Annotated in this window: 18 protein-coding genes; 11 read left to right on the top strand and 7 right to left on the bottom strand. The window is 71.3% G+C overall.

Annotation, left to right across the window (positions count from 1 at the left end; all coding sequences use genetic code 11):
- Nucleotides 1-26: 26 nt before the first annotated feature.
- On the bottom strand, nt 27-362 hold the full coding sequence (locus tag AB0G79_RS04680; RefSeq protein ID WP_360800585.1) for a helix-turn-helix domain-containing protein: 336 nt from the start codon (nt 360-362) through the stop codon (nt 27-29).
- A 163-nt stretch (nt 363-525) separates the two neighbouring features.
- On the opposite strand from AB0G79_RS04680, the gene AB0G79_RS04675 reads away from it, so the two are divergent.
- From AB0G79_RS04675 to AB0G79_RS04665, 3 genes are all read left to right on the top strand, one after another.
- Nucleotides 526-1,398: an NAD(P)H-binding protein gene (locus AB0G79_RS04675; RefSeq protein WP_360800107.1), complete on the top strand. Its 873-nt coding sequence runs from the start codon at nt 526-528 to the stop codon at nt 1,396-1,398.
- 119 nt (nt 1,399-1,517) lie between these two features.
- Nucleotides 1,518-2,501, top strand: coding sequence for an EamA family transporter RarD (gene rarD / locus AB0G79_RS04670; protein WP_360800104.1), 984 nt, complete (start codon nt 1,518-1,520; stop codon nt 2,499-2,501).
- A 5-nt stretch (nt 2,502-2,506) separates the two neighbouring features.
- Entirely contained in the window at nt 2,507-3,184 is a 678-nt protein-coding gene (locus AB0G79_RS04665) for a DUF4291 domain-containing protein (RefSeq protein ID WP_360800101.1), read from the top strand.
- Here AB0G79_RS04665 and AB0G79_RS04660 read toward each other — a convergent pair.
- The 3 genes from AB0G79_RS04660 to AB0G79_RS04650 all read right to left on the bottom strand — a co-directional run bounded on the left by AB0G79_RS04660 (nt 3,127) and on the right by AB0G79_RS04650 (nt 4,983).
- The gene (locus tag AB0G79_RS04660) at nt 3,127-3,780 is read right to left on the bottom strand and encodes an NAD(P)-binding domain-containing protein (RefSeq protein ID WP_360800099.1); all 654 of its coding nucleotides are present in this window, start codon (nt 3,778-3,780) and stop codon (nt 3,127-3,129) included. The genes AB0G79_RS04665 and AB0G79_RS04660 overlap by 58 nt on opposite strands.
- A gap of 154 nt (nt 3,781-3,934) precedes the next feature.
- The gene (locus AB0G79_RS04655; RefSeq protein WP_360800096.1) at nt 3,935-4,126 is read right to left on the bottom strand and encodes a DUF397 domain-containing protein; all 192 of its coding nucleotides are present in this window, start codon (nt 4,124-4,126) and stop codon (nt 3,935-3,937) included.
- Entirely contained in the window at nt 4,123-4,983 is an 861-nt protein-coding gene (locus AB0G79_RS04650) for a helix-turn-helix transcriptional regulator (RefSeq protein ID WP_360800093.1), read from the bottom strand. The genes AB0G79_RS04655 and AB0G79_RS04650 overlap by 4 nt, the downstream gene beginning before the upstream one ends.
- A gap of 141 nt (nt 4,984-5,124) precedes the next feature.
- Between AB0G79_RS04650 and AB0G79_RS04645 the strand changes: the two genes are divergently transcribed.
- The 5 genes from AB0G79_RS04645 (at nt 5,125) to AB0G79_RS04625 (ending at nt 9,168) form a co-directional block, all read left to right on the top strand.
- A complete protein-coding gene (locus AB0G79_RS04645) occupies nt 5,125-5,541 on the top strand; it encodes an ATP-binding protein (protein ID WP_360800090.1) in 417 nt (138 codons plus the stop codon).
- A 132-nt stretch (nt 5,542-5,673) separates the two neighbouring features.
- Entirely contained in the window at nt 5,674-6,153 is a 480-nt protein-coding gene (locus AB0G79_RS04640) for a VanZ family protein (RefSeq protein WP_360800087.1), read from the top strand.
- Nucleotides 6,150-6,485, top strand: a complete 336-nt coding sequence (locus tag AB0G79_RS04635; protein ID WP_360800084.1) for a hypothetical protein — start codon at nt 6,150-6,152, stop codon at nt 6,483-6,485. The genes AB0G79_RS04640 and AB0G79_RS04635 overlap by 4 nt, the downstream gene beginning before the upstream one ends.
- Nucleotides 6,486-6,764: 279 nt before the next feature.
- Nucleotides 6,765-7,625: a helix-turn-helix domain-containing protein gene (locus tag AB0G79_RS04630; protein ID WP_360800081.1), complete on the top strand. Its 861-nt coding sequence runs from the start codon at nt 6,765-6,767 to the stop codon at nt 7,623-7,625.
- Between the two features lie 235 nt (nt 7,626-7,860).
- A complete protein-coding gene (locus AB0G79_RS04625) occupies nt 7,861-9,168 on the top strand; it encodes a M28 family metallopeptidase (protein ID WP_360800078.1) in 1,308 nt (435 codons plus the stop codon).
- Between the two features lie 78 nt (nt 9,169-9,246).
- On the opposite strand, the gene AB0G79_RS04620 is transcribed toward AB0G79_RS04625, so the two are convergent.
- A complete protein-coding gene (locus tag AB0G79_RS04620; RefSeq protein WP_360800075.1) occupies nt 9,247-10,455 on the bottom strand; it encodes a DUF2092 domain-containing protein in 1,209 nt (402 codons plus the stop codon).
- 227 nt (nt 10,456-10,682) lie between these two features.
- Nucleotides 10,683-11,693 (bottom strand): polyprenyl synthetase family protein, encoded by a 1,011-nt coding sequence (locus tag AB0G79_RS04615; protein ID WP_360800072.1) that lies wholly within the window; start codon nt 11,691-11,693, stop codon nt 10,683-10,685.
- Nucleotides 11,694-11,872: 179 nt separating this feature from the next.
- On the opposite strand from AB0G79_RS04615, the gene AB0G79_RS04610 reads away from it, so the two are divergent.
- Together AB0G79_RS04610 and AB0G79_RS04605 are read left to right on the top strand one after the other, a co-directional pair.
- A complete protein-coding gene (locus AB0G79_RS04610; protein WP_360800069.1) occupies nt 11,873-13,384 on the top strand; it encodes a peptide MFS transporter in 1,512 nt (503 codons plus the stop codon).
- Nucleotides 13,385-13,393: 9 nt separating this feature from the next.
- Nucleotides 13,394-15,406, top strand: a complete 2,013-nt coding sequence (locus tag AB0G79_RS04605) for a CocE/NonD family hydrolase (RefSeq protein WP_360800066.1) — start codon at nt 13,394-13,396, stop codon at nt 15,404-15,406.
- 66 nt (nt 15,407-15,472) lie between these two features.
- Here AB0G79_RS04605 and AB0G79_RS04600 read toward each other — a convergent pair whose 3' ends face one another.
- Nucleotides 15,473-16,873 carry an LPXTG cell wall anchor domain-containing protein gene (locus tag AB0G79_RS04600; RefSeq protein WP_360800063.1) on the bottom strand — a complete coding sequence of 467 codons (1,401 nt, stop codon included), beginning with the start codon at nt 16,871-16,873 and terminating at the stop codon, nt 15,473-15,475.
- Nucleotides 16,874-17,160: 287 nt separating this feature from the next.
- Between AB0G79_RS04600 and fahA the strand changes: the two genes are divergently transcribed.
- Nucleotides 17,161-18,387: a fumarylacetoacetase gene (gene fahA, locus AB0G79_RS04595; protein ID WP_360800061.1), complete on the top strand. Its 1,227-nt coding sequence runs from the start codon at nt 17,161-17,163 to the stop codon at nt 18,385-18,387.
- Nucleotides 18,388-18,404: the final 17 nt, after the last annotated feature.

Here is an 18,404-nt window from a genome sequence, read left to right as displayed (position 1 = left end):
TCGTCGGACCGGGCCCCTCTCGCCGTTCACGTCCGCGCGTCGTCGTACCGCGCGCGGGCCGCCTCGACCGCCGGGACCCGGCTGTCGGTCCAGCGGGCGAGCTCCGTGACCTGGCGGGCGGCCTCCTCGCCGAGGGCGGTGAGGCTGTAGTCGACCCGGGGCGGGATGACGGGCTTGGCGTCGCGGTGGACGAAGCCGTCGCGCTCCAGGGTCTGGAGCGTCTGCGTCAGCATCTTCTCGCTGACCCGCCCGACCCGGCGGCGCAGCTCGCTGAAGCGGTAGGGGCGCTCGGCCAGCGCGATGAAGACGAGGACGCCCCACCGGCTGGTGACGTGTTCGAGGACGTTGCGGGCGGGACACATGGCCCCGTCGACGTCGCCGAGCAGGCTGCCCGGCTCTTCGGAGTTCACGCTTCCACTTACCTTCACACCAGTACCTTACTTCAAAGTGGGTACTTACGAATCTACAGCGCCCCTCGTACGGTGAGTGGAGTCCCCCTCCCCCACGGGCAAAGGAACCACCACCATGAGCATCGTCGTCACCGGCGCCACCGGGCAGCTCGGCCGTCTCGTCATCGACGCCCTCCTCGACGCCGTCCCCGCGGAGCGGCTCGCCGCCGTCGTGCGCGACAAGGAGAAGGCGGCCGACCTCGCCGACCGCGGCGTCGAGCTGCGGATCGCCGACTACAGCCGTCCCGAGACGCTGGCCGGGGCCTTCGAGGCCGGCGACCGGGTGCTCCTGATCTCCGGCAGCGAGGTCGGACAGCGGGTCCCGCAGCACGCGGCCGTGATCGACGCGGCGAAGGCGGCGGGCGTCGCCCAGCTCGCGTACACCGGCGTCCTCGGCGGCGACGCGGCCGACTTCTCGCTGGCCGACGAGCACAAGGAGACCGAGCGGCTGATCCTCGCCTCCGGCCTTCCGTACACGCTGCTGCGCAACGGCTGGTACAGCGAGAACTACACGGCGAACCTCGCCCCCGTCCTCGCCCACGGCGCCGTCGTCTCCAACGCGGGCGAGGGCCGGATCGCCTCCGCGAGCCGCGCGGACTACGCCGCCGCGGCGGCGGCCGTCGTCGCCGGTCCGCTCGACGAGCACCTGGGCAAGGCGTACGAGCTGAGCGGCGACACGGCGTGGTCGTTCGCCGAGTACGCGGCCGAGGTCGCCGCCCAGTCCGGCCGTGAGGTCGTCCACAGCGCCGTATCCGCCGAGGCGCACCTCGCGATCCTCACCGGCGCCGGGGTGCCGGCGGTCTTCGCCGAGATCCTGGTGGACGTGGACCGGGCCGCCGAGCACGGCGCCCTCGCGCTGCGGACGGGCGACCTGTCCCGGCTCATCGGCCGCCCGACGACGCCGATCGCGGAGTCGATCAAGGAGGCCCTGGCGGCTACCGCCGCGTAATAGGCCACTTACGCGTGCGGTCATAACAATGTCATGACCGTATGGCGATACGGGCATGGCAACCCACCCCGTGCGGCGCTACCTTCGACAGGACAGCGTGGCGCGGGGCGGGAGGTCCGGTGGAGACAGAGAACAAGGCGGAGAAGCAGGAGAACAGCGGGAGAGCGGGACTGCTCTACGGATTCGGCGCGTACGCCGTCTGGGGCCTGGTCCCGCTCTTCTGGCCCCTCCTCAAGCCCGCCGGGGCCGTCGAGATCCTCGCCCACCGGATGGTGTGGTCCCTCGTCTTCGTCGGCCTCGCACTGCTCGCGCTGCGCCGCTGGAGCTGGATACCGGAGCTCGTGCGCGACCCGCGCAAGCTCGGCCTGATCACCGTCGCCGCGGCCGTCATCGCCGTGAACTGGGGCATCTACATCTGGTCGGTCAACAACGACCGGGTCGTCGAGGCCTCCCTCGGCTACTTCATCAACCCGCTCGTGACGATCGCCCTCGGCGTCCTCGTCCTCCAGGAGCGCCTGCGGCCGGTCCAGTGGGCGGCGGTCGGCGTCGGCCTCGCCGCCGTGCTCGTCCTCTCGGTCGGGTACGGGCGTCCGCCGTGGATCTCGCTCGTCCTCGCCTTCTCCTTCGGCGTCTACGGCCTGGTGAAGAAGAAGGTCAACCTCGGCGGCCTGGAGTCGCTCGCCGCCGAGACCGCCGTCCTCTTCCTGCCGGCCCTCGGCTACCTGGTCTGGCTCGGCACCCGAGGCACGCTGGTCTTCGGCACCGAGGGCGTCGGCCACGCGGCCCTGCTGGTGTCCACCGGCATCGTCACGGCGGTGCCGCTGATCTGCTTCGGCGCGGCCGCCATCCGCGTACCGCTGTCGACGCTCGGCCTGCTCCAGTACCTCGCGCCGACCTTCCAGTTCCTCCTGGGTGTCGCGTACTTCCACGAGGAGATGCCACCGGAGCGCTGGGCGGGCTTCTCCCTGGTCTGGCTCGCGCTCACGCTCCTCACCTGGGACGCGCTGCGCACGGCGCGCCGCAACCGCGTGCGGCTGGACGCCCTCGCCGTACGGGCCCCGGAAAATCCGGTGGCCGCGCCCACGGGGAGCCCGGCACCCTGACGTCCATGACGTCCGTGATCCCCGCGACCCCCACGACCCCCGAGCCGTTCCAGCGCGTCCGCGCCCTCCACACCGACAGCACGGTCACCGTCTACCAGGCGTACACCCCCGGGATCGGCCTCCCGGCCGCCCGCGACGGACGCTTCCCGAGCACGTGGAAGCGGGACCGGATGACGTGGATCAAGCCGTCGTTCCTGTGGATGATGTACCGCTGCGGCTGGGGGACCAAGGAGGGCCAGGAGACCGTCCTCGCCGTCGAGATCACCCGCGAGGGCTTCGAATGGGCCCTCCGGAACGCCGCCCTCTCTCACTACGCGCGCGGCTTCCACGCCGACGAGGCGTCCTGGAAGCGGGAGCTGCGCGAGGCCCCGGCCCGGGTCCAGTGGGACCCGGAACGGGACCTGCGGCTGAACCCGCTCCCGTACCGCTCGCTCCAGCTCGGCCTGGCGGGCGAGGCCTCGCGGCGGTACGCGGACGAGTGGACGGTCTCCGTGCGGGACGTGACGCCGCTCGCCCACGAGATCCACGGCCTGGTGCGGGCGGGCGACCTGACGGCCGCCGAGCGCCTGCTCCCGAGGGAGACCCCCTACCCGGAGGTACCGGGTCTCCTCGACCGCGTCCGGTCTCAGGCCCTGGCGACGGAGACGGCGAAGTTGAAGTCCCCGGTGCCGAGGACGCCGTAGAGGCGCAGCCAGATCGGCAGCATCTGCTCGGTCGCGCGGGCGGTGGAGAGGTCGCCGAGGTCGAGGACCCGGTCGGCCGGCCAGCCGAAGGAGCCGAGCAGCTCGGTGACGACGGCCTTGGCGTCGCCGTCGTCGCCGCTGACGAAGACGGCGTGGTCACCGGGGACGCGCCCCGGCTCGACCATCACCGCGTTGCTCATCGTGTTGAGCGTCTTGACGACCCGGGCCTCCGGGAAGGCCTTCTGGAGGTGCTCGGCGAGGCTGAGCCCGTCGAAGGTGACGACCTTCGGCGGAAAGCCACCGGAGAAGTCCAGCGGGTTGGACACGTCGACCAGGACCTTGCCGCGCAGGTTCTCCGCGCCGGCGGCCTCCAGGGCGGCGAGCGAGACGAGCCCGCCGGTCGCGTTCACGACGAGCTCGGCGGAGACGGCGGCGTCGGCGAAGGTCCCGTGGGCCCCGCCGTTCTCCGCCGCCCACTGGGCGGCGTCGGCGTTGTCGGCGGTCCGGGACCCGAGGGTCACGTCATGCCCGAGCCCCGCCAGCCTCCCGGCGATCCGACGCCCGACCTCGCCCGTGCCCAGTACGGCGATCTTCATACGACGCGCTCCTCCTCGTGACCTTCACGGCCCGTGGCCCCCGTGGCCCGTCTGGCCGAAAGCGACCGTCGGGTCCCGACTGTACGGCCACAACTGCCGCGCCGCGCGGTCGATTCCCGACGACACGGGGCTTTCGCCGAGGGCGAGTTGAGCCCTACTCGCCGGAGGCGTAGGCCACGAAACCGGCCCAGGCGCTGGGCGCGATGGCGAGACGGGGGCCTTCGGCGTCCTTGGAGTCGCGGATGTGGACGGCGGCGGGGGTGGTGGCGATCTCGACGCACGTATCGCCGTTGGCGCCATTGCTGTAGCTGCTCTTGAACCAGTCCAGTTCGGGCGTGCCGATCATGTCTCTCCCAGCAGTTGCTCGATGAAGTCCCGCGACTCCGCCGGAGTGAGGGCCACGGACCGGATGATGCCATAGCGCAGGTCCAGGAGCCGGAGCCGTTTCGGGTCGGAGACGGGACGGCCTCCGAAGTCTCCGTCCATACGCCCGATCGCCGTACCGTCACCGAACTTGAGGAGCTCGATCACCCCACTCGCCCCGGGATGGTCAGTGCGCGCGGTCGGCATGACCTGAATCGAGACATGAGGCAACTCGCTGACTTCGAGGAGGTGTTCCAGCTGTCGGCGCAGCACCATCTTCCCCCCGACGGGCCTGCGCAGCGACACCTCTTCCTGGATGAAGCTGAACTCCGGCGCCGGGGTCTTCCGCAGCACTGAGCGGCGGTCGTCACGCGCCACGAGATACCGATCCAGCTGTTCCTCGCTGTACGCGGGGCGCCACGTCCTCATCAGCGCCTCGGAGAACTCCCGAGTCTGCAGGAGACCGTGAATGTCGAAGTTGGTGTACATGCAGAACTCGACTGCTCGCGCCTCCAACTTCGCCAAGCTCCGCACTTTCTTCGGGTACCGGACCTCCATCACGTCGGCCTTCATCACCGAGACCATTCCGCCCGCGTTCAGCGCACCATCCACCTTGTCGAGGTACTCGGGGCGCGGGATACGCGCGCCCCGCTCGACCTTGCGGATCAGGTCCTCGCCGTATCCGAGCAGATCGCCCAGCTCGACCGCGCTCAGCCCCTTCATCTCTCGCCACCTCTTGAGCTGGCGGCCGACGGCGGCGACGACCGCCGCCCCCGACTCGTCACCAGGTTCAAGATCCCACCCTTCGGCCCCTGCACCGTCCACATCGATCACGCTCATGCGTGTCCACCTCCTCCGGCAGAGCCCTTCCGCAACTCCGCGCGGGACAGTCGGGACAGCACCGGACAGCCGCAGGACAGTAACCGTACGTAAGGGCGTGTTCGATGGGCAGCGTAGGCACGCGCCACCACGCTGGGTGGCATGAATCAGGAACTCAGCCAACTGATGGCGTCCGCACGCCAATTCGGAATCCAGCTCTCCGCGACCCGCCGTGGCGCACGGCTCGCCCGGCTGCTCGCCGTCGAGCAGCTGCGCTCCTGGGGACTGGGGGCCGCCATGGACCCGGCGGCCCAGATCGTCGCCGAGCTGGCGGCCACCGCGGCGACGCACGGGCACGTGTCCGGCCGGGACTTCCACCTCGCCCTTCTCGCGACGGAGGACACCCTCCGCATCGAGGTGACGGACACCCGGGGTGACCGCCTCCCGGCGATCGGGCGCCCCGGCGAGGAGGAATCGGGGCGCGGGCTCCTCCTCGTGGCGGGGCTCGCGCGGAGCTGGGGCGTACGGACGGGACCGATCCCCCGCAAGACCGTGTGGGCCGACCTGACTCTCCCGTGAGCGCCCACCGAAGACCGTCACCCACTGCCCGAGCCAGTGGAGCGGCGTGAAATACCCCTGCTACCCGACCATCGGCCTACTGAACGTGCAGAACGGCGTCACGTACCAGACCCCTCCCGCGGATGTGTGCTGATGATGGTCTTCGTCGTACTCCTGACGGCGGGCATCGAGACGCTTCAGGGCACGCTGGCCTTCCTCGGCCGGGGGTGCGACACCAGCGACCTGCTCATGAACTCCGTCGGCGCCGTCACCGGCGCGCTCGCCGGCTGGGTCGTCACCCTCCTGGAGCGGCCGAGGAGCCGGTTCGCGCACCGCTGGGAGGCGCGGAGCGCGTACGCCGCTTCCGGCTCACTCGCGGTGATCGCACTCGCCATGGGGCTCCTGGTGGAGCCGCAGGTCATGGACCGGACCGTGGGGTTCGCGCGGGCGACCGACGAGCAGGAGGAGGCGATCGAGGCCGCCGTGCGGGACGCGTTCGACGGACGCGGCGAGGTCACGGAGGTCAGCTTCCTGCACGGCCCGAATGGCACGGGAACGGTGGCGGCCCGGCTCTCTCCGGCGCGGACGTGCGTACCGATCCCGTCGGCGAGAAGGCCGAGACGGGGTGGATGACCAGCTGGCGTCGGTCCGACGCGCGCGGGGTCCTCATGCCCATGCGCCTCGACGTCCAGGTCGACCGGACGGGCCGCAGCAGCCAGGTGACGATGAACGACGTGCCGGACCAGACGGTCGCCAAGCCTCGCGTCAGCCGTGAGGCGGCCCTCGCCGCCGTCCTGGGGCCGGAGCAGGGTCGCGCCTCGGGCACCCCGTCCGCCGTGCTGCTGGCCGCGCAGCACGGCAGCGCGTGGGTCCCCGCGTGGTTCGTCGAGGTCGACGAGAACCACACGTACACCAGCGGGTACGTGGACGCCCTCACCGGCGAGGAATTCGAGCCCGAGCAGTAGCGGACCGGGCGCGTTCGGGCCCGCCGCGACGCTGCTTTCGGCGTCGCGGCGGACCGCGCGACAAAAGCTTTAAAGGCCTGGGGAAGTACCCTCCCAACCCCTCCCCTCCCTCCCGGAGGCACGCCGTCACTCACACGGGTGACTTCTGCCAACTGGACTGGATTCGGGGCCGGTTGCCTGGCATATGCTCACGCCGACAACCCCACACAACACGTCGGCCCCCGACGGGACTGCAATCCCGGTCGAGGGCCTGACCATCGAGGAAGTAGTAGCTTCCCCATGGCTGCCTCACAGGCTAGCGCGCTGCCGCGCGCTTCTGGGCTCGTTCACGTCAACGTCCGCCACACGGCCCACTACACCGTCGTGGGCAACCACCTCGCCCAGCGCCGGGGCATGTCCCTCGCCGCGAAGGGGCTCGCCACCTACCTCCAGTCGCTGCCCGCCGGGGCCCGCGTCAGCGTCAAGGCCGTCGCGGCCGAGCACACGGACACCGAGTTCCGCGTCGCCGCCGCCATGCGCGAGCTGGAGGGCCACGGCTACCTGGAGCGCGTTCGGGAGCGACTGCCCGACGGGCGTTTCGTGCTGCTCACGATCTCGTACAACCAGCCGAAGGGTGAGATCCGCCCCGCGCCGCCGACACCGCCAGGCCCTCCGGCACCGCCGACACCGCCGCCCTTGGCGCCATCGGAGCCGAAGCCCGCGCCGAAGCCCGTACAGAAGCCCGCACCTCGGGCCGAACAGCCGACCGTCGCCCCGCTGCCCGAACAGCACCGTCCCGCCGCCCAGTTGTTGGCCTCGCTCCGCGTCCACGAGCCCCGGCTCCTGCTGTCCGCCCGGGACGTCGAGCGGCTCGCCCCCTCCCTCACCGCCTGGCTCGATCGTGGCGCCCGGGCCGACGCCGTCGTACGGACCCTCTGCGCGCGCCTCCCGGAGGACCTCGCCCACCCGGCCGGCTTCCTCGCGCACCGCCTCGCCGCCCTCGTGCCGCCCGAGCTCCCCGCTCTCGCTCCGGCGCCCCGCTCCCCCGTCCAGCAGGTCTGCGAGGAGTGCGAGCGGCCCTTCCGCTCCCCCTCCGCCGAACCCGGCAGCCTCTGCCGTGACTGTCGTGACGTCTCGCCCCACGGGCAACGGGTCGCCTAGCCGTGCCGGTCGGGGCGGTGTCCGCTCACCGAACCAACCTGACCGGTTTCCGCTCTTGACGCAGAGTCAAATTCTCGCTGAACATTCAGCACGCGCAGCAGTGCGCACAGCCGTACCCACGAACAACTGAACACAGCGCACGCACTCGCACAGCTCCAGCGCCTCGTGGCACACACGCCCGGGGCGTCTCGCACGTTCCGTCCCCATCCCCGTTCGGAATCCGGAGCCCCCACAGATGAACATCTCCGTGCCCAGACGCATCACCGCGGCCGCCGCCCTCGCGGCGCTCGCCCTCGGCGGTCTCACCGGGACCGCCTCCGCCGGGTCGCAGGCGGCCGCCGCCGCGCCCGACATCCCGCTCGCCAACGTCAAGCAGCACTTGACGGACCTCCAGTCGATCGCCACCGCCAACGGCGGAAACCGCGCCCACGGCCGTACCGGCTACAAGGCGTCCATCGACTTCGTGAAGGCCAAGCTCGACGCCGCCGGCTACACGACCACGCTGCAGACCTTCACCTCCAACAGCGCCACCGGCTACAACCTGATAGCCGACTGGCCGGGCGGTGACCCGAACCAGGTCCTGATGGCCGGGGCGCACCTCGACTCGGTGTCCTCGGGTCCCGGCATCAACGACAACGGGTCCGGGTCCGCGGCCGTCCTGGAGACCGCCCTCGCGGTCGCCCGCTCCGGCTACCAGCCCACCAAGCACCTGCGCTTCGGCTGGTGGGGTGCGGAGGAGCTCGGGCTCGTCGGCTCGAAGTACTACGTGGCCCAGCTGCCGACGACCGAGCGCGCCAAGCTCGCCGGCTACCTGAACTTCGACATGATCGGGTCGCCGAACCCGGGCTACTTCGTCTACGACGACGACCCGACGATCGAGCAGACCCTCAAGAACTACTTCGCGGGGATCGGTGTCCCCACGGAGATCGAGACCGAGGGCGACGGACGCTCGGACCACGCCTCGTTCAAGAACGTCGGCGTCCCCGTCGGTGGTCTCTTCACCGGCGCGAGCCGGGTCAAGACCAGTGCCCAGGTGGCGAAGTGGGGCGGTACGGCCACGGCCTTCGACCGCTGCTACCACTCGTCCTGCGACACGACGGCGAACATCAACGACACCGCCCTCGACCGCAACAGCGACGCCCTCGCCCACGCGGTGTGGACGCTGTCCGGGACCACGACCACCCCGCCGACCGGCACGGTCTTCGAGAACACCGCCGACGTGGCCATCCCGGACTCCCCCGGCGCGGCCGTGACGTCCACGGTCAACGTCACCGGGGTCACCGGCAACGCCCCGTCCAACCTCGCCGTCGGCGTGGACATCGTCCACACCTACCGCGGTGACCTGGTCGTCGACCTCGTCGCGCCCGACGGGTCGGTCTACAGCCTCTCCAACCGCTCCGGCGGCAGCGCCGACAACATCCAGCAGACCTTCACCGTGAACGCGTCCTCCGAGGTCGCCAACGGTGCCTGGAAGCTCCGCGTCCAGGACAAGGCCTCCGCCGACACCGGGTACATCAACAGCTTCAAGCTGACGTTCCCGTAACGGAGAAACGAGCTCCCGGGTGGGTCGGTGACCATCGCCCCGACCCACCCGGGCTCCCAATCAGACTGCCCGCGGCGCCTACTTGGCCGCGTTGGCCGCGTCCACCAGCGCGTCCTTCGTCACCGCGCCGACGTAGACCGTGCCGTCGTCCGTGACCAGCGCGTTCACGATCTTCGTCGTGAAGACCGTGCCCGAGCCGAACTTCCCGCTGACCTTGTCGCCGAACGAGTCCAGGAGGCCCTGGATCTCCTTCGGTGCCTCGTCCGTCTTGGCGGGCACGTCGGCGCCGGTGTCGATCTTCGCGATCGTCGTCCAGCCCTCGCCGACGACGTTCATCTCGCCGCCCTCGCCCGCGCCGGGGGCGAAGCCCTTCGCGAAGTCCTTGCCGAAGTCCGGGCCGAAGCCGAAGCCGCCGGCCCCCTCGCCCTTCTCCGCCCCGTCCAGGCCCTCCGTGACCTTCGCGCCCTCCGGCGCCTTGAAGTCGAAGGTCGAGGCGTCCGGCTTGCCGAAGTCGACCTTCGTGAAGCCGGCGTCCAGGACCGGCTTGCCGCCCTGGACCGAGGCGAGCGTGAACTTCAGCGGCGTGCCGGTCGCCGAGTCCACCGCGATCTTGATCGACTCGACCGTCGATCCGGACTGCTTCGGCTTGATCACCAGCTGGTACGCGTCCCGGCCGGCCACCTTCGCCGTGCCGCCGACGGTGATCGACGTGGTGTCGCCGGCCGCCTTCAGGACCTCGTCGGCGAGCGCCTTCGGCGTGGCCGGGAGCTCCTTCTCCACGTCGGCGGAGCCCTTGTCCGGACCCTCGGACGCGCCCTTCTCGTGGACGACCTCGTTCGCCTTGCTGTCGTACGCCCAGACGTCGTCGCCGTTGTGGATCAGGCTGTACTCGTCGGAGCCGTCGACCAGCGTCAGCTTCTGGCGCTCGGGGCCGTCGGCGGCCACGCGGAGCGTGTGCGTGCCGGAGACGAGCTCGGTGAGCTTCTGGGCCGGGTCCGTCGACGGGGAGGCGGAGGACGAGTCGTCGCCCGAGCCGCCCCCGATGCCCGCCAGACCCGAGGCCAGGCCCTCCAGCGGGAGGCCGAGGTCGGTCGAGATCCGGAACGTGCCGGAGAGGGTCTGGGTGTCCGAGGCCGCGATCTTCTCGATGAGCTGCTGGGCCGTGATGTCGGGGAGGTCCGGGTCGCCGGACGCGGCCAGCGCCGGGACGAGCCCGATGGTCGCCGCGGCGACTCCTGCCACCGCGGCCGGGACGATGAACCGGCTCGCCTTACGGGTGTCTGCCATGGTCTCCGCTTCCTCCGTGCGCCGTCGTGCCGTAGTGGTCGATGACTCCATCTCACCAAAACGGGGACCCGGAGGCGTCAGCCCCCGGGATCAACCTCACGTACTGCTCCGGTATGACCCGACCCTGAGTTTCCCTCGGTCTGGCGGCGGAGGAAAAGGCCCCGGCCCGCGTGGGACAGCGCCTCGGCCCGCGTGGGACAGCGCCCCGACCCGTGGTGGACCGCGCCTCAGCCCGCGCGGTGGACCACCGCGTCGCACAGCTCCTGGAGGGCCGCCTTCGCGTACCCCTCGGGCAGCGGGTCGAGCATCGCCCGCGCCTCCTCGGCGTACCGCACGGTGTCCCGGCGGGCGTGTTCCAGGGCGGGGTGGACGCGCAGCCGGCGCAGCACCTCGGCGTGCCGGGCGTCGTCGGTGAGGTCGCCGTCGACGAGGGCGACGAGCTCGACGTCCTCGGGGCGGCCGTGGGCCGCGGCCTCGGCCCGCAGGCGCAGGACGGGGAGGGTGGGGATGCCCTCGCGGAGGTCGGTGCCGGGGGTCTTGCCGGACTCGTGGGAGTCGGAGGCGATGTCGAGGACGTCGTCGGCGAGCTGGAAGGCGACGCCGAGCCGCTCGCCGTACTGGGTGAGGATGTCGACGACGCCGGGTTCGGCGCCGGCCATCATCGCGCCGAAGCGGCAGGAGACGGCGACGAGCGAGCCGGTCTTGCCGCCGAGGACGTCGAGGTAGTGGTCGATCGGGTCGCGGCCGTCGGTCGGTCCCGCGGTCTCCAGGATCTGGCCGGTCACGAGCCGTTCGAACGCCTCGGACTGGATGCGTACGGCCTCGGGACCGAGGTCCGCGAGCGTGTGCGACGCACGCGCGAAGAGGAAGTCACCCGTGAGGACGGCGATGGAGTTGCCCCAGCGCGTGTTGGCGCTCGGGACGCCGCGCCGGACGTCGGCCTCGTCCATGACGTCGTCGTGGTACAGCGTGGCCAGGTGGGTGAGTTCGACGACCACGGCGGAGGGCACGACGCCCGGCGCGTAGGGGTCGCCGAACTGGGCGGCCAGCATCACGAGCAGGGGGCGGAACCGCTTGCCACCTGCCAGGACGAGGTGCTGCGCGGCCTCGGTGATGAAGGGGACGTCGCTCTTGGTGGCGGCCAGGAGGCCCGCCTCCACGGCCGCCAGACCGCTCTGGACATCGGCCTCAAGAGCCTGGTCCCGCACGCTGAGGCCGAACGGCCCGACGACGGTCACGAGGGGGTCTCCTGTCTGCTGACGCCTGCTCGGCGATCAAACGGTTGATCACACGGATTGTCGATGTGTCGCTCGATTCGCTCAAGCCAGCGTATCCGGTCACCTTTCGATCACCGTGGGCGCCTTCCCGTCACCCCCGGTATGTTCGTGATCAGCTCATACGACCAGGAGTAGGCGTTTTGTCCCGAACAACGATCGACACCGATACGAACGGCGAAGGCGAGCAGCCGCCACCCGAGGACGACCGCGCGTTCCTCGGCCACCCCCGAGGGCTCCTCACCCTCTCGGGGCTCGAGGTCTGGGAGCGGTTCTCCTTCCTCGGCATGCAGGCGATCCTCGTGCTGTACTTCGCCGCGGCCGTCTCCGAGGGCGGCCTCGGCATGGACTCCGGGACCGCCGCCTCGGTCTCCGCCGCGTACGGCACGCTCGTCTACCTCGTCTCGGTGGCCGGCGGCTGGCTCGCGGACCGCATCCTCGGCTCGTACCGCGCGGTCCTCTGGGGCGGCGTCCTCATCGCCTGCGGCCACTACTCGATGGCCGTGCCGACCGGCGCCATGACCTGGGTCGGCCTCGGCCTGATCAGCTCCGGCACGGGCCTCCTGAAGCCGAACGTGGCGACGATGGTCGGCAAGCTGTACCGCACCGACGACGACCGCCGGGACGCCGGCTTCGCGCTCTACTACATGGCGATCAACATCGGCGCCTTCGCCGGACCGCTGATCACCGGCTGGCTCGCCGACCACAAGGGCTACCACTGGGGCTTCTCGGCCGCCGCGATCGGCATGACCTTCGGCCTGGTCCAGTACGTCACGGGCCGCCGTCACCTGGCCGGACGCAAGCACGGCGCCGAGTTCCCGCTCGCCCCCGACGCGATGCGCCGCGCCGTCCGCGCGATGGCCGTCGGCGCGGTCGTGGTGGCCGCCGCCGCCACGGGCCTCGCCCTCGCCGGCTGGCTCACCATGGACCGGTTCGTCGACGTCCTCACGCTGATCTCGGTGATCGCGCCCGTCGTCTACTTCTGGGTGATGTTCCGGAGCCCCCGGGTCACCGCCGAGGAACGCGGCCGCCTGAAGCCGTACATCGTGCTGTTCCTGGCCTCGGTGGCGTTCAACTTCATCCTCTTCCAGGCGTACTCGACGATGATGCTGCTCGCGTCCACCAACGCCCGCACGACCATCCTCGGCTTCGACTTCCCGGCCAGCTGGTACGCCTCCGCCCTCGGCGCCTTCGAGGTCCTCCTGGCCCCCGTGGTGGCCGCCGTCTGGGCCCGGATGGGCCACCGCCAGCCGCACGCCTCCAACAAGATCGCCATCGGCGTGATCCTCGGCGGCCTGTCCTTCCTCCTGATGGTCCTGCCGACCTCCGGGCACGCGGACGACACGTACCAGATGGCCGCCTGGTGGATCGTCGGCTCGTACCTGCTCCTCGGCCTCGGCGACGTGCTCCTGGAGACCTCCGGCATGTCCGCCACGAGCAAGCTCGCCCCGAAGGCCTTCTCCAGCCAGACGATGTCGCTCTGGTTCCTCTCCCTCGCACTCGCCAACGGCATCCAGGCGCAGACCGTGAAGCTCTACGACGACGTCTCCAAGCCCGTGTACTTCGGCGTCAACGGCGCCGTGGCCGTCGCCGTCGGCCTCGCCGTGATCGCCCTGGCGCCCTGGCTGCGCCGCACGATGCACCCCGTCCACTGAGGTGACCTGATGACGACGAAGATGACGAAGATCCGTACCGACTTCCCGTACGAGACCCGGCACGAGGACGTCCGCATCCCGCTGCCGGACGGAACGCAGCTGTACGCGCGCGTGTGGCGGCCCGTCACCGACGACCCCGTGCCGGCGCTCCTGGAGTACCTGCCGTACCGCCTGACCGACTGGACCGCGCCCCGCGACTGGCAGCGCCACCCCTGGTACGCCGGCCACGGCTACGCGTCCGTACGGGTCGACGTCCGCGGCCACGGCAACAGCGAGGGCCTCCCCGGCGACGAGTACGACGCCGTGGAGCTCGCCGACGGCGTCGCCGTCGTGAACTGGCTCGCCGAGCAGCCCTGGTGCACCGGCAAGGTCGGCATGTTCGGCATCTCCTGGGGCGGCTTCAACTCGCTCCAGATCGCCGCGCTCGCCCCCGAACCGCTCAAGGCGGTCGTCACCGTCTGCTCCACCGACGACCGCTACGACAACGACGTCCACTACATGGGCGGCTCGGTCCTCGGCGTCGACATGCACGCCTGGGCCGCGACCATGCTCGCCTTCGTCGCGCGCCCGCCGGACCCGATGTACCTCGGCGAGCAGTGGCGCGAGCTGTGGCTCAGGCGCCTGGAGAGCGTCGAGCCGCTCGTCCACACCTGGCTCGGCCACCAGACCCGGGACGCGTACTGGAAGCACGGCAGCGTCTGCGAGGACTACTCGGCGATCAAGGCCGCCGTCCTCGCCGTCGGCGGCTGGCACGACCCGTACCGGGACACCGTCCTGCGGCTCGCCGAGCACCTCCCACAGGACCGGGTGCGCGGGATCATCGGCCCCTGGTCCCACCAGTACCCGGACCGCGGCCTGCCGCCCGGCCCCGCGATCGGCTTCCTCCAGGAGACGCTGCGCTGGTGGGACCACCACCTCAAGGGCGTCGACAACGACGTGATGGCCGAGCCGCTGCTGCGCTCCTGGATCAGCGAGTCGCACCCGCCCGCCACCGTCTACGAGGAGCTGCCGGGGCGCTGGGTCGCCGACACCGCCTGGCCGTCCCCGCACGTCACGCCCGTCACGTACGGCTTCCAGGGCGCGCCGGTCGTCGTCGACTCCCCGCAGCAGACCGGCATCGACGCGGGCCGCTTCTTCCCCTTCGGCAACGACGCCGACCTGCCGCCGGACCAGCGCGACGAGGACGCCCACTCGGCCTGCTTCGACTTCCCCGTGCCCGAGGACGGCGGGCCGATCGAGATCCTCGGCCGCCCGTCGGTGAGCCTCGCCCTGAAGGCGGGGGCGCCGACCGGGCAGGTCGTCGCCCGGCTCTGCGACATCGCGCCCGACGGCTCCTCGACGCTCGTCACGCGCGGCGCGCTGAACTTCTCCGCCCGCTACGGCCGCGACCGGGCGGTGGAGGCGCAGGTCGGGGAGGTGGAGAGCTTCGACTTCGAGCTGAACGGCATCGGGCACACCTTCCCGCCCGGCCACCGGGTGCGGCTCGCGGTCTCGTCGACGTACTGGCCGTGGATCTGGCCGCAGCCGGACGCCGCGGGCTTCACCCTCGACCCGGCGGGCTCCTCACTGACGCTGCCCGTCCGCGAGCACACCGAGGACGCGGTCGAGTGGGAGGAGCCGGAGCAGTCGGCCCCGCTCGGCGTCTCCTACCCGCAGAGCCTGGAGGAGCCGCGCCCCGAGCGGGTCGTCGTCAGGGACGTGGCGAAGGGCGAGTGGAAGCTGGAGGTCGACCCGAAGTACGGCGGCACGCGCGTGTACCCGGACGGTCTGGAGTTCACCGAGGACGCCGTGGAGACGTACACGATCGACGAGGGCGACCCGCTGTCGGCGCGGACCCGCTCGGAGTGGTCGATCCGCCTCCACCGGCCGGAGCTGGCCTGGGACGTGACGGTCGACACGGTGTCGGAGATCGCCTGCGACGCGGACGCCTTCTTCACGCGCAACGAGGTCGTGTGCAAGGAGGGCGGCGAGGTCGTCTTCCACCGGACCTGGGAAGAGCACATCCCCCGCACGGCGGGCTGAGGCCGCGCCGTACGGGGGACGTGAGGGGTCTTGCGGGCCTTACGGGTCGTACGGGCCCTACGGGGCTTACGCCTTCGCGCCGGCCTTGCGGCGGCGGCCGAAGAGCAGCGCACCGGCACCGAGGACGACGGCACCCACGGCGGCGAGGCCGAGCGGGAGGGTGCTGTCGTTCGCACCGGTGTCCGCGAGGGCGCCGGCCGCGGCCGAGCCCTGCGGGGTGGTGTTGCTGTTGCCGGTGGTGGCGGTCGCCACGGGGGCGGGGGTGGTGGTCGACGGGGACGGCGTGGGCTTCGCGGTGGGCTCCTCCGTCGGCTCCTCGGTCGGCTCGTCCGTCGGGGCCGTGGTCGGCTCCTCGGCCGCGACGATGTCGAAGTCGGCGGTGTCCATGGCCTCGCCGAGACCGCAGGGGGAGTCGTCGGCCCCCTCCGCCTCGTACGCGCCCATGGCGAAGGCGACGCCCTCACCGGCCGGGGTGTCCTTCTCGACGGTCAGACGCAGCCTGACGTCCTCGGCGCCGCCCTCGGCGATCGTGCCGAGCTCGATCGGACCGGTCTCCTCGCTGAACTTCTTCCAGCCCGGGGCGTCGGTGGTGGACCACTCGACCTGGATGCGCCGCTCCTCCCAGTCCGTGTCCTCGTCGATCTCGTCGGTCTCCTCGTCGATGGACTCGGGCAGCCGGAGCGCGCCGGCGTACGCCTGGACGCCGTTGAGGGCAACGTCGGAGGCGTTGCTGACCTTCATCGAGAAGATGCCGCTCTGACCGGCGGTGATGGCCGTCGGGCCGGTCAGCGCGACCTTGATGTTCGGGTCCTCGACGCACTCCTCCCAGTCGCCGTTCTCGAACTCGTCGAGGGCGTCCTCGGCGTCGGAGAGCTCCTGCTCGGCCTCGGTGCGCTCGTCGTCGAGGCGGGAGAGCTCGCTGAACAGCGCCACCATGGCGTCGTCGAAGGCCGTGTCGGCGGCGTCGTAACGCTCCTGGGCGTCCTCGCGGGCGCCGATGGCGTCGTCGACGGCCTTCTCCGCGTCCTCGACGGCCTTCGCCGCGGCGTCCTTCTCCGTCTGCGGGGCGTCGTCCTTGATCGCGTCCAGGGCCTCCTGGGCCTTGGTCAGCTCCTCCTCGGCGGTCTCCACGGCCGTCTTGGCGGCGGCGAGGGCCTTCTTCGCCTCGGCGAGCTCGGTGGCGACCTCCTCGCCGACGTCCTTCTTCTCGATCTTGGCCTCGACGGCGTCGCGCTTCGCGTCGATGGCCTCGATCTTCGCCTCGGCGGCCTCGACCGCGGCGGCGAGCTTCTCGTACTCCGCGAAGTCACCGTCCTCCGGGTCCTCCTCGCCGGAGGCGTCCTGCTTGCTCTGGGACGGGTTCGGGACGCTCGGCGTGTCGGCGAAGGCGGGCGCGGCGGAGAGGAACAGGGCCGGAGTGGTCACGGCGGCGGCGACGGCGGTCGCGATTGTGCGGCGAATCTTCACAGTGCGGACCTTTTCCTGGTCAGGGAAGAGCGAACAAGAGTGATGAGGCGTACTCCGCGGGGGCTTCACGCGAGACGACGCCACGGTGATCGTAGGTCCGGGAATGCCCCGGGGGGAGGGCCGGTTGCGGTGCTCGAAGTCGTTTACGCCGCCACCACGAGCGACATACCGCCCAAACATGGGTAGTTGCCCACGGAAAGCGCACTTTCCGTGTGATCCATGTCATCAGCGCCCGGCGGCAAGCGCCGTAACGTGTCCCCCACACACGGAAAGCGAGGCACGCACCGATGTCCGAGCACAGCCCGCTCGATCTGGCCGAGGGCGATCCCTTCGGCCCGCACAACCTCCCGTACGGCGTCTTCTCCACCGCCGACGAGCCCGAGCGGCGCCGACTCGGCGTCCGGATCGGCGGGTACGTCCTGGACGCGGGCGCCGCCGCCCACGCGCTCGGCTCCCCGTACGCGGCCCTCCTCGCGCAGCCGAGCCTGAACCCGCTGCTCGCCGCCGGGCGGACCGCCTGGCGCGACGTCCGCCGGGCCCTCACCGCCTGGGTGACCGTCCCCGCGCACCGCGCGGACATCGAGCCGCTGCTCCACGCGCTCGACGCGGTCACCCTGCACCTGCCGTACGAGGTCGCCGACTACGTCGACTTCTACGCGAGCGAGCACCACGCCACCAACGTCGGGAAGATCTTCCGTCCCGACGGGGACGCGCTCACCCCCAACTGGAAGCACCTGCCGATCGGCTACCACGGCCGCGCCGGCACGGTCGTCGTCTCCGGCACCGACGTCGTGCGCCCCTCCGGGCAGCGCAAGGCGCCGACGGACGCGGCGCCGGTCTTCGGCCCGTCGGTCAAGCTCGACATCGAGGCCGAGGTCGGCTTCCTCGTCGGCACCCCCTCGGAGCTCGGCACCTCCGTCCCGCTCGCGGACTTCCGCGAGCACGTCTTCGGCCTGACGCTGCTCAACGACTGGTCGGCCCGTGACGTGCAGGCCTGGGAGTACGTGCCGCTCGGCCCGTTCCTCGGCAAGTCCTTCCAGACCTCCGTCTCCGCCTGGGTCACCCCCCTGGAGGCCCTGGACGCCGCCCGTACGGCCCCGCCGGCGCGCGACTTCCCGCTCCTCCCCTACCTCGACGACGCGGACGAGGAGGAGCCCGGCGGCTTCGACCTGCGCATCACGGTCGAGATCAACGGCGAGACGGTCGCAGAGCCGCCGTTCTCCTCCATGTACTGGACGGCGGCCCAGCAGCTCGCCCACATGACGGTGAACGGCGCCTCGCTGCGCACGGGCGACCTGTACGGCTCCGGGACCGTCTCCGGCCCCGAGGTGAACCAGCGCGGCTCGCTGCTCGAACTCACCTGGAACGGCCGGGACGCCCTCGAACTCGCGGGCGGCAAGCGGACGTTCCTGGAGGACGGCGACGAGGTCGTCCTGACCGCCTGGGCCCCCGGCCCGGACGGCACGCGCGTGGCGCTCGGCGAGGTCCGCGGCCGGATCGTTCCTTCGGCCTAGCCCCGGATCCCCGGATC

This window comes from Streptomyces sp. NPDC020807 (assembly GCF_040641575.1).
GTDB lineage: Bacteria > Actinomycetota > Actinomycetes > Streptomycetales > Streptomycetaceae > Streptomyces.
The sequence above is the reverse complement of the archived record's forward strand: the minus strand, read 5'-3'. Positions and strand labels throughout refer to the sequence as shown.

Excerpts from the sequence above, each read along its gene's own strand:
- AB0G79_RS04680 (WP_360800585.1), bottom strand. The coding sequence starts at position 362 with ATGTGTCCCGCCCGCAACGTCCTCGAACACGTCACCAGCCGGTGGGGC.
- AB0G79_RS04675 (WP_360800107.1), top strand. The coding sequence starts at position 526 with ATGAGCATCGTCGTCACCGGCGCCACCGGGCAGCTCGGCCGTCTCGTC.
- AB0G79_RS04665 (WP_360800101.1), top strand. The coding sequence starts at position 2,507 with ATGACGTCCGTGATCCCCGCGACCCCCACGACCCCCGAGCCGTTCCAG.
- AB0G79_RS04660 (WP_360800099.1), bottom strand. The coding sequence starts at position 3,780 with ATGAAGATCGCCGTACTGGGCACGGGCGAGGTCGGGCGTCGGATCGCC.
- AB0G79_RS04655 (WP_360800096.1), bottom strand. The coding sequence starts at position 4,126 with ATGATCGGCACGCCCGAACTGGACTGGTTCAAGAGCAGCTACAGCAAT.
- AB0G79_RS04650 (WP_360800093.1), bottom strand. The coding sequence starts at position 4,983 with ATGAGCGTGATCGATGTGGACGGTGCAGGGGCCGAAGGGTGGGATCTT.
- AB0G79_RS04645 (WP_360800090.1), top strand. The coding sequence starts at position 5,125 with ATGAATCAGGAACTCAGCCAACTGATGGCGTCCGCACGCCAATTCGGA.
- AB0G79_RS04640 (WP_360800087.1), top strand. The coding sequence starts at position 5,674 with ATGATGGTCTTCGTCGTACTCCTGACGGCGGGCATCGAGACGCTTCAG.
- AB0G79_RS04635 (WP_360800084.1), top strand. The coding sequence starts at position 6,150 with ATGACCAGCTGGCGTCGGTCCGACGCGCGCGGGGTCCTCATGCCCATG.
- AB0G79_RS04630 (WP_360800081.1), top strand. The coding sequence starts at position 6,765 with ATGGCTGCCTCACAGGCTAGCGCGCTGCCGCGCGCTTCTGGGCTCGTT.
- AB0G79_RS04625 (WP_360800078.1), top strand. The coding sequence starts at position 7,861 with ATGAACATCTCCGTGCCCAGACGCATCACCGCGGCCGCCGCCCTCGCG.
- AB0G79_RS04620 (WP_360800075.1), bottom strand. The coding sequence starts at position 10,455 with ATGGCAGACACCCGTAAGGCGAGCCGGTTCATCGTCCCGGCCGCGGTG.
- AB0G79_RS04605 (WP_360800066.1), top strand. The coding sequence starts at position 13,394 with ATGACGACGAAGATGACGAAGATCCGTACCGACTTCCCGTACGAGACC.
- fahA (WP_360800061.1), top strand. The coding sequence starts at position 17,161 with ATGTCCGAGCACAGCCCGCTCGATCTGGCCGAGGGCGATCCCTTCGGC.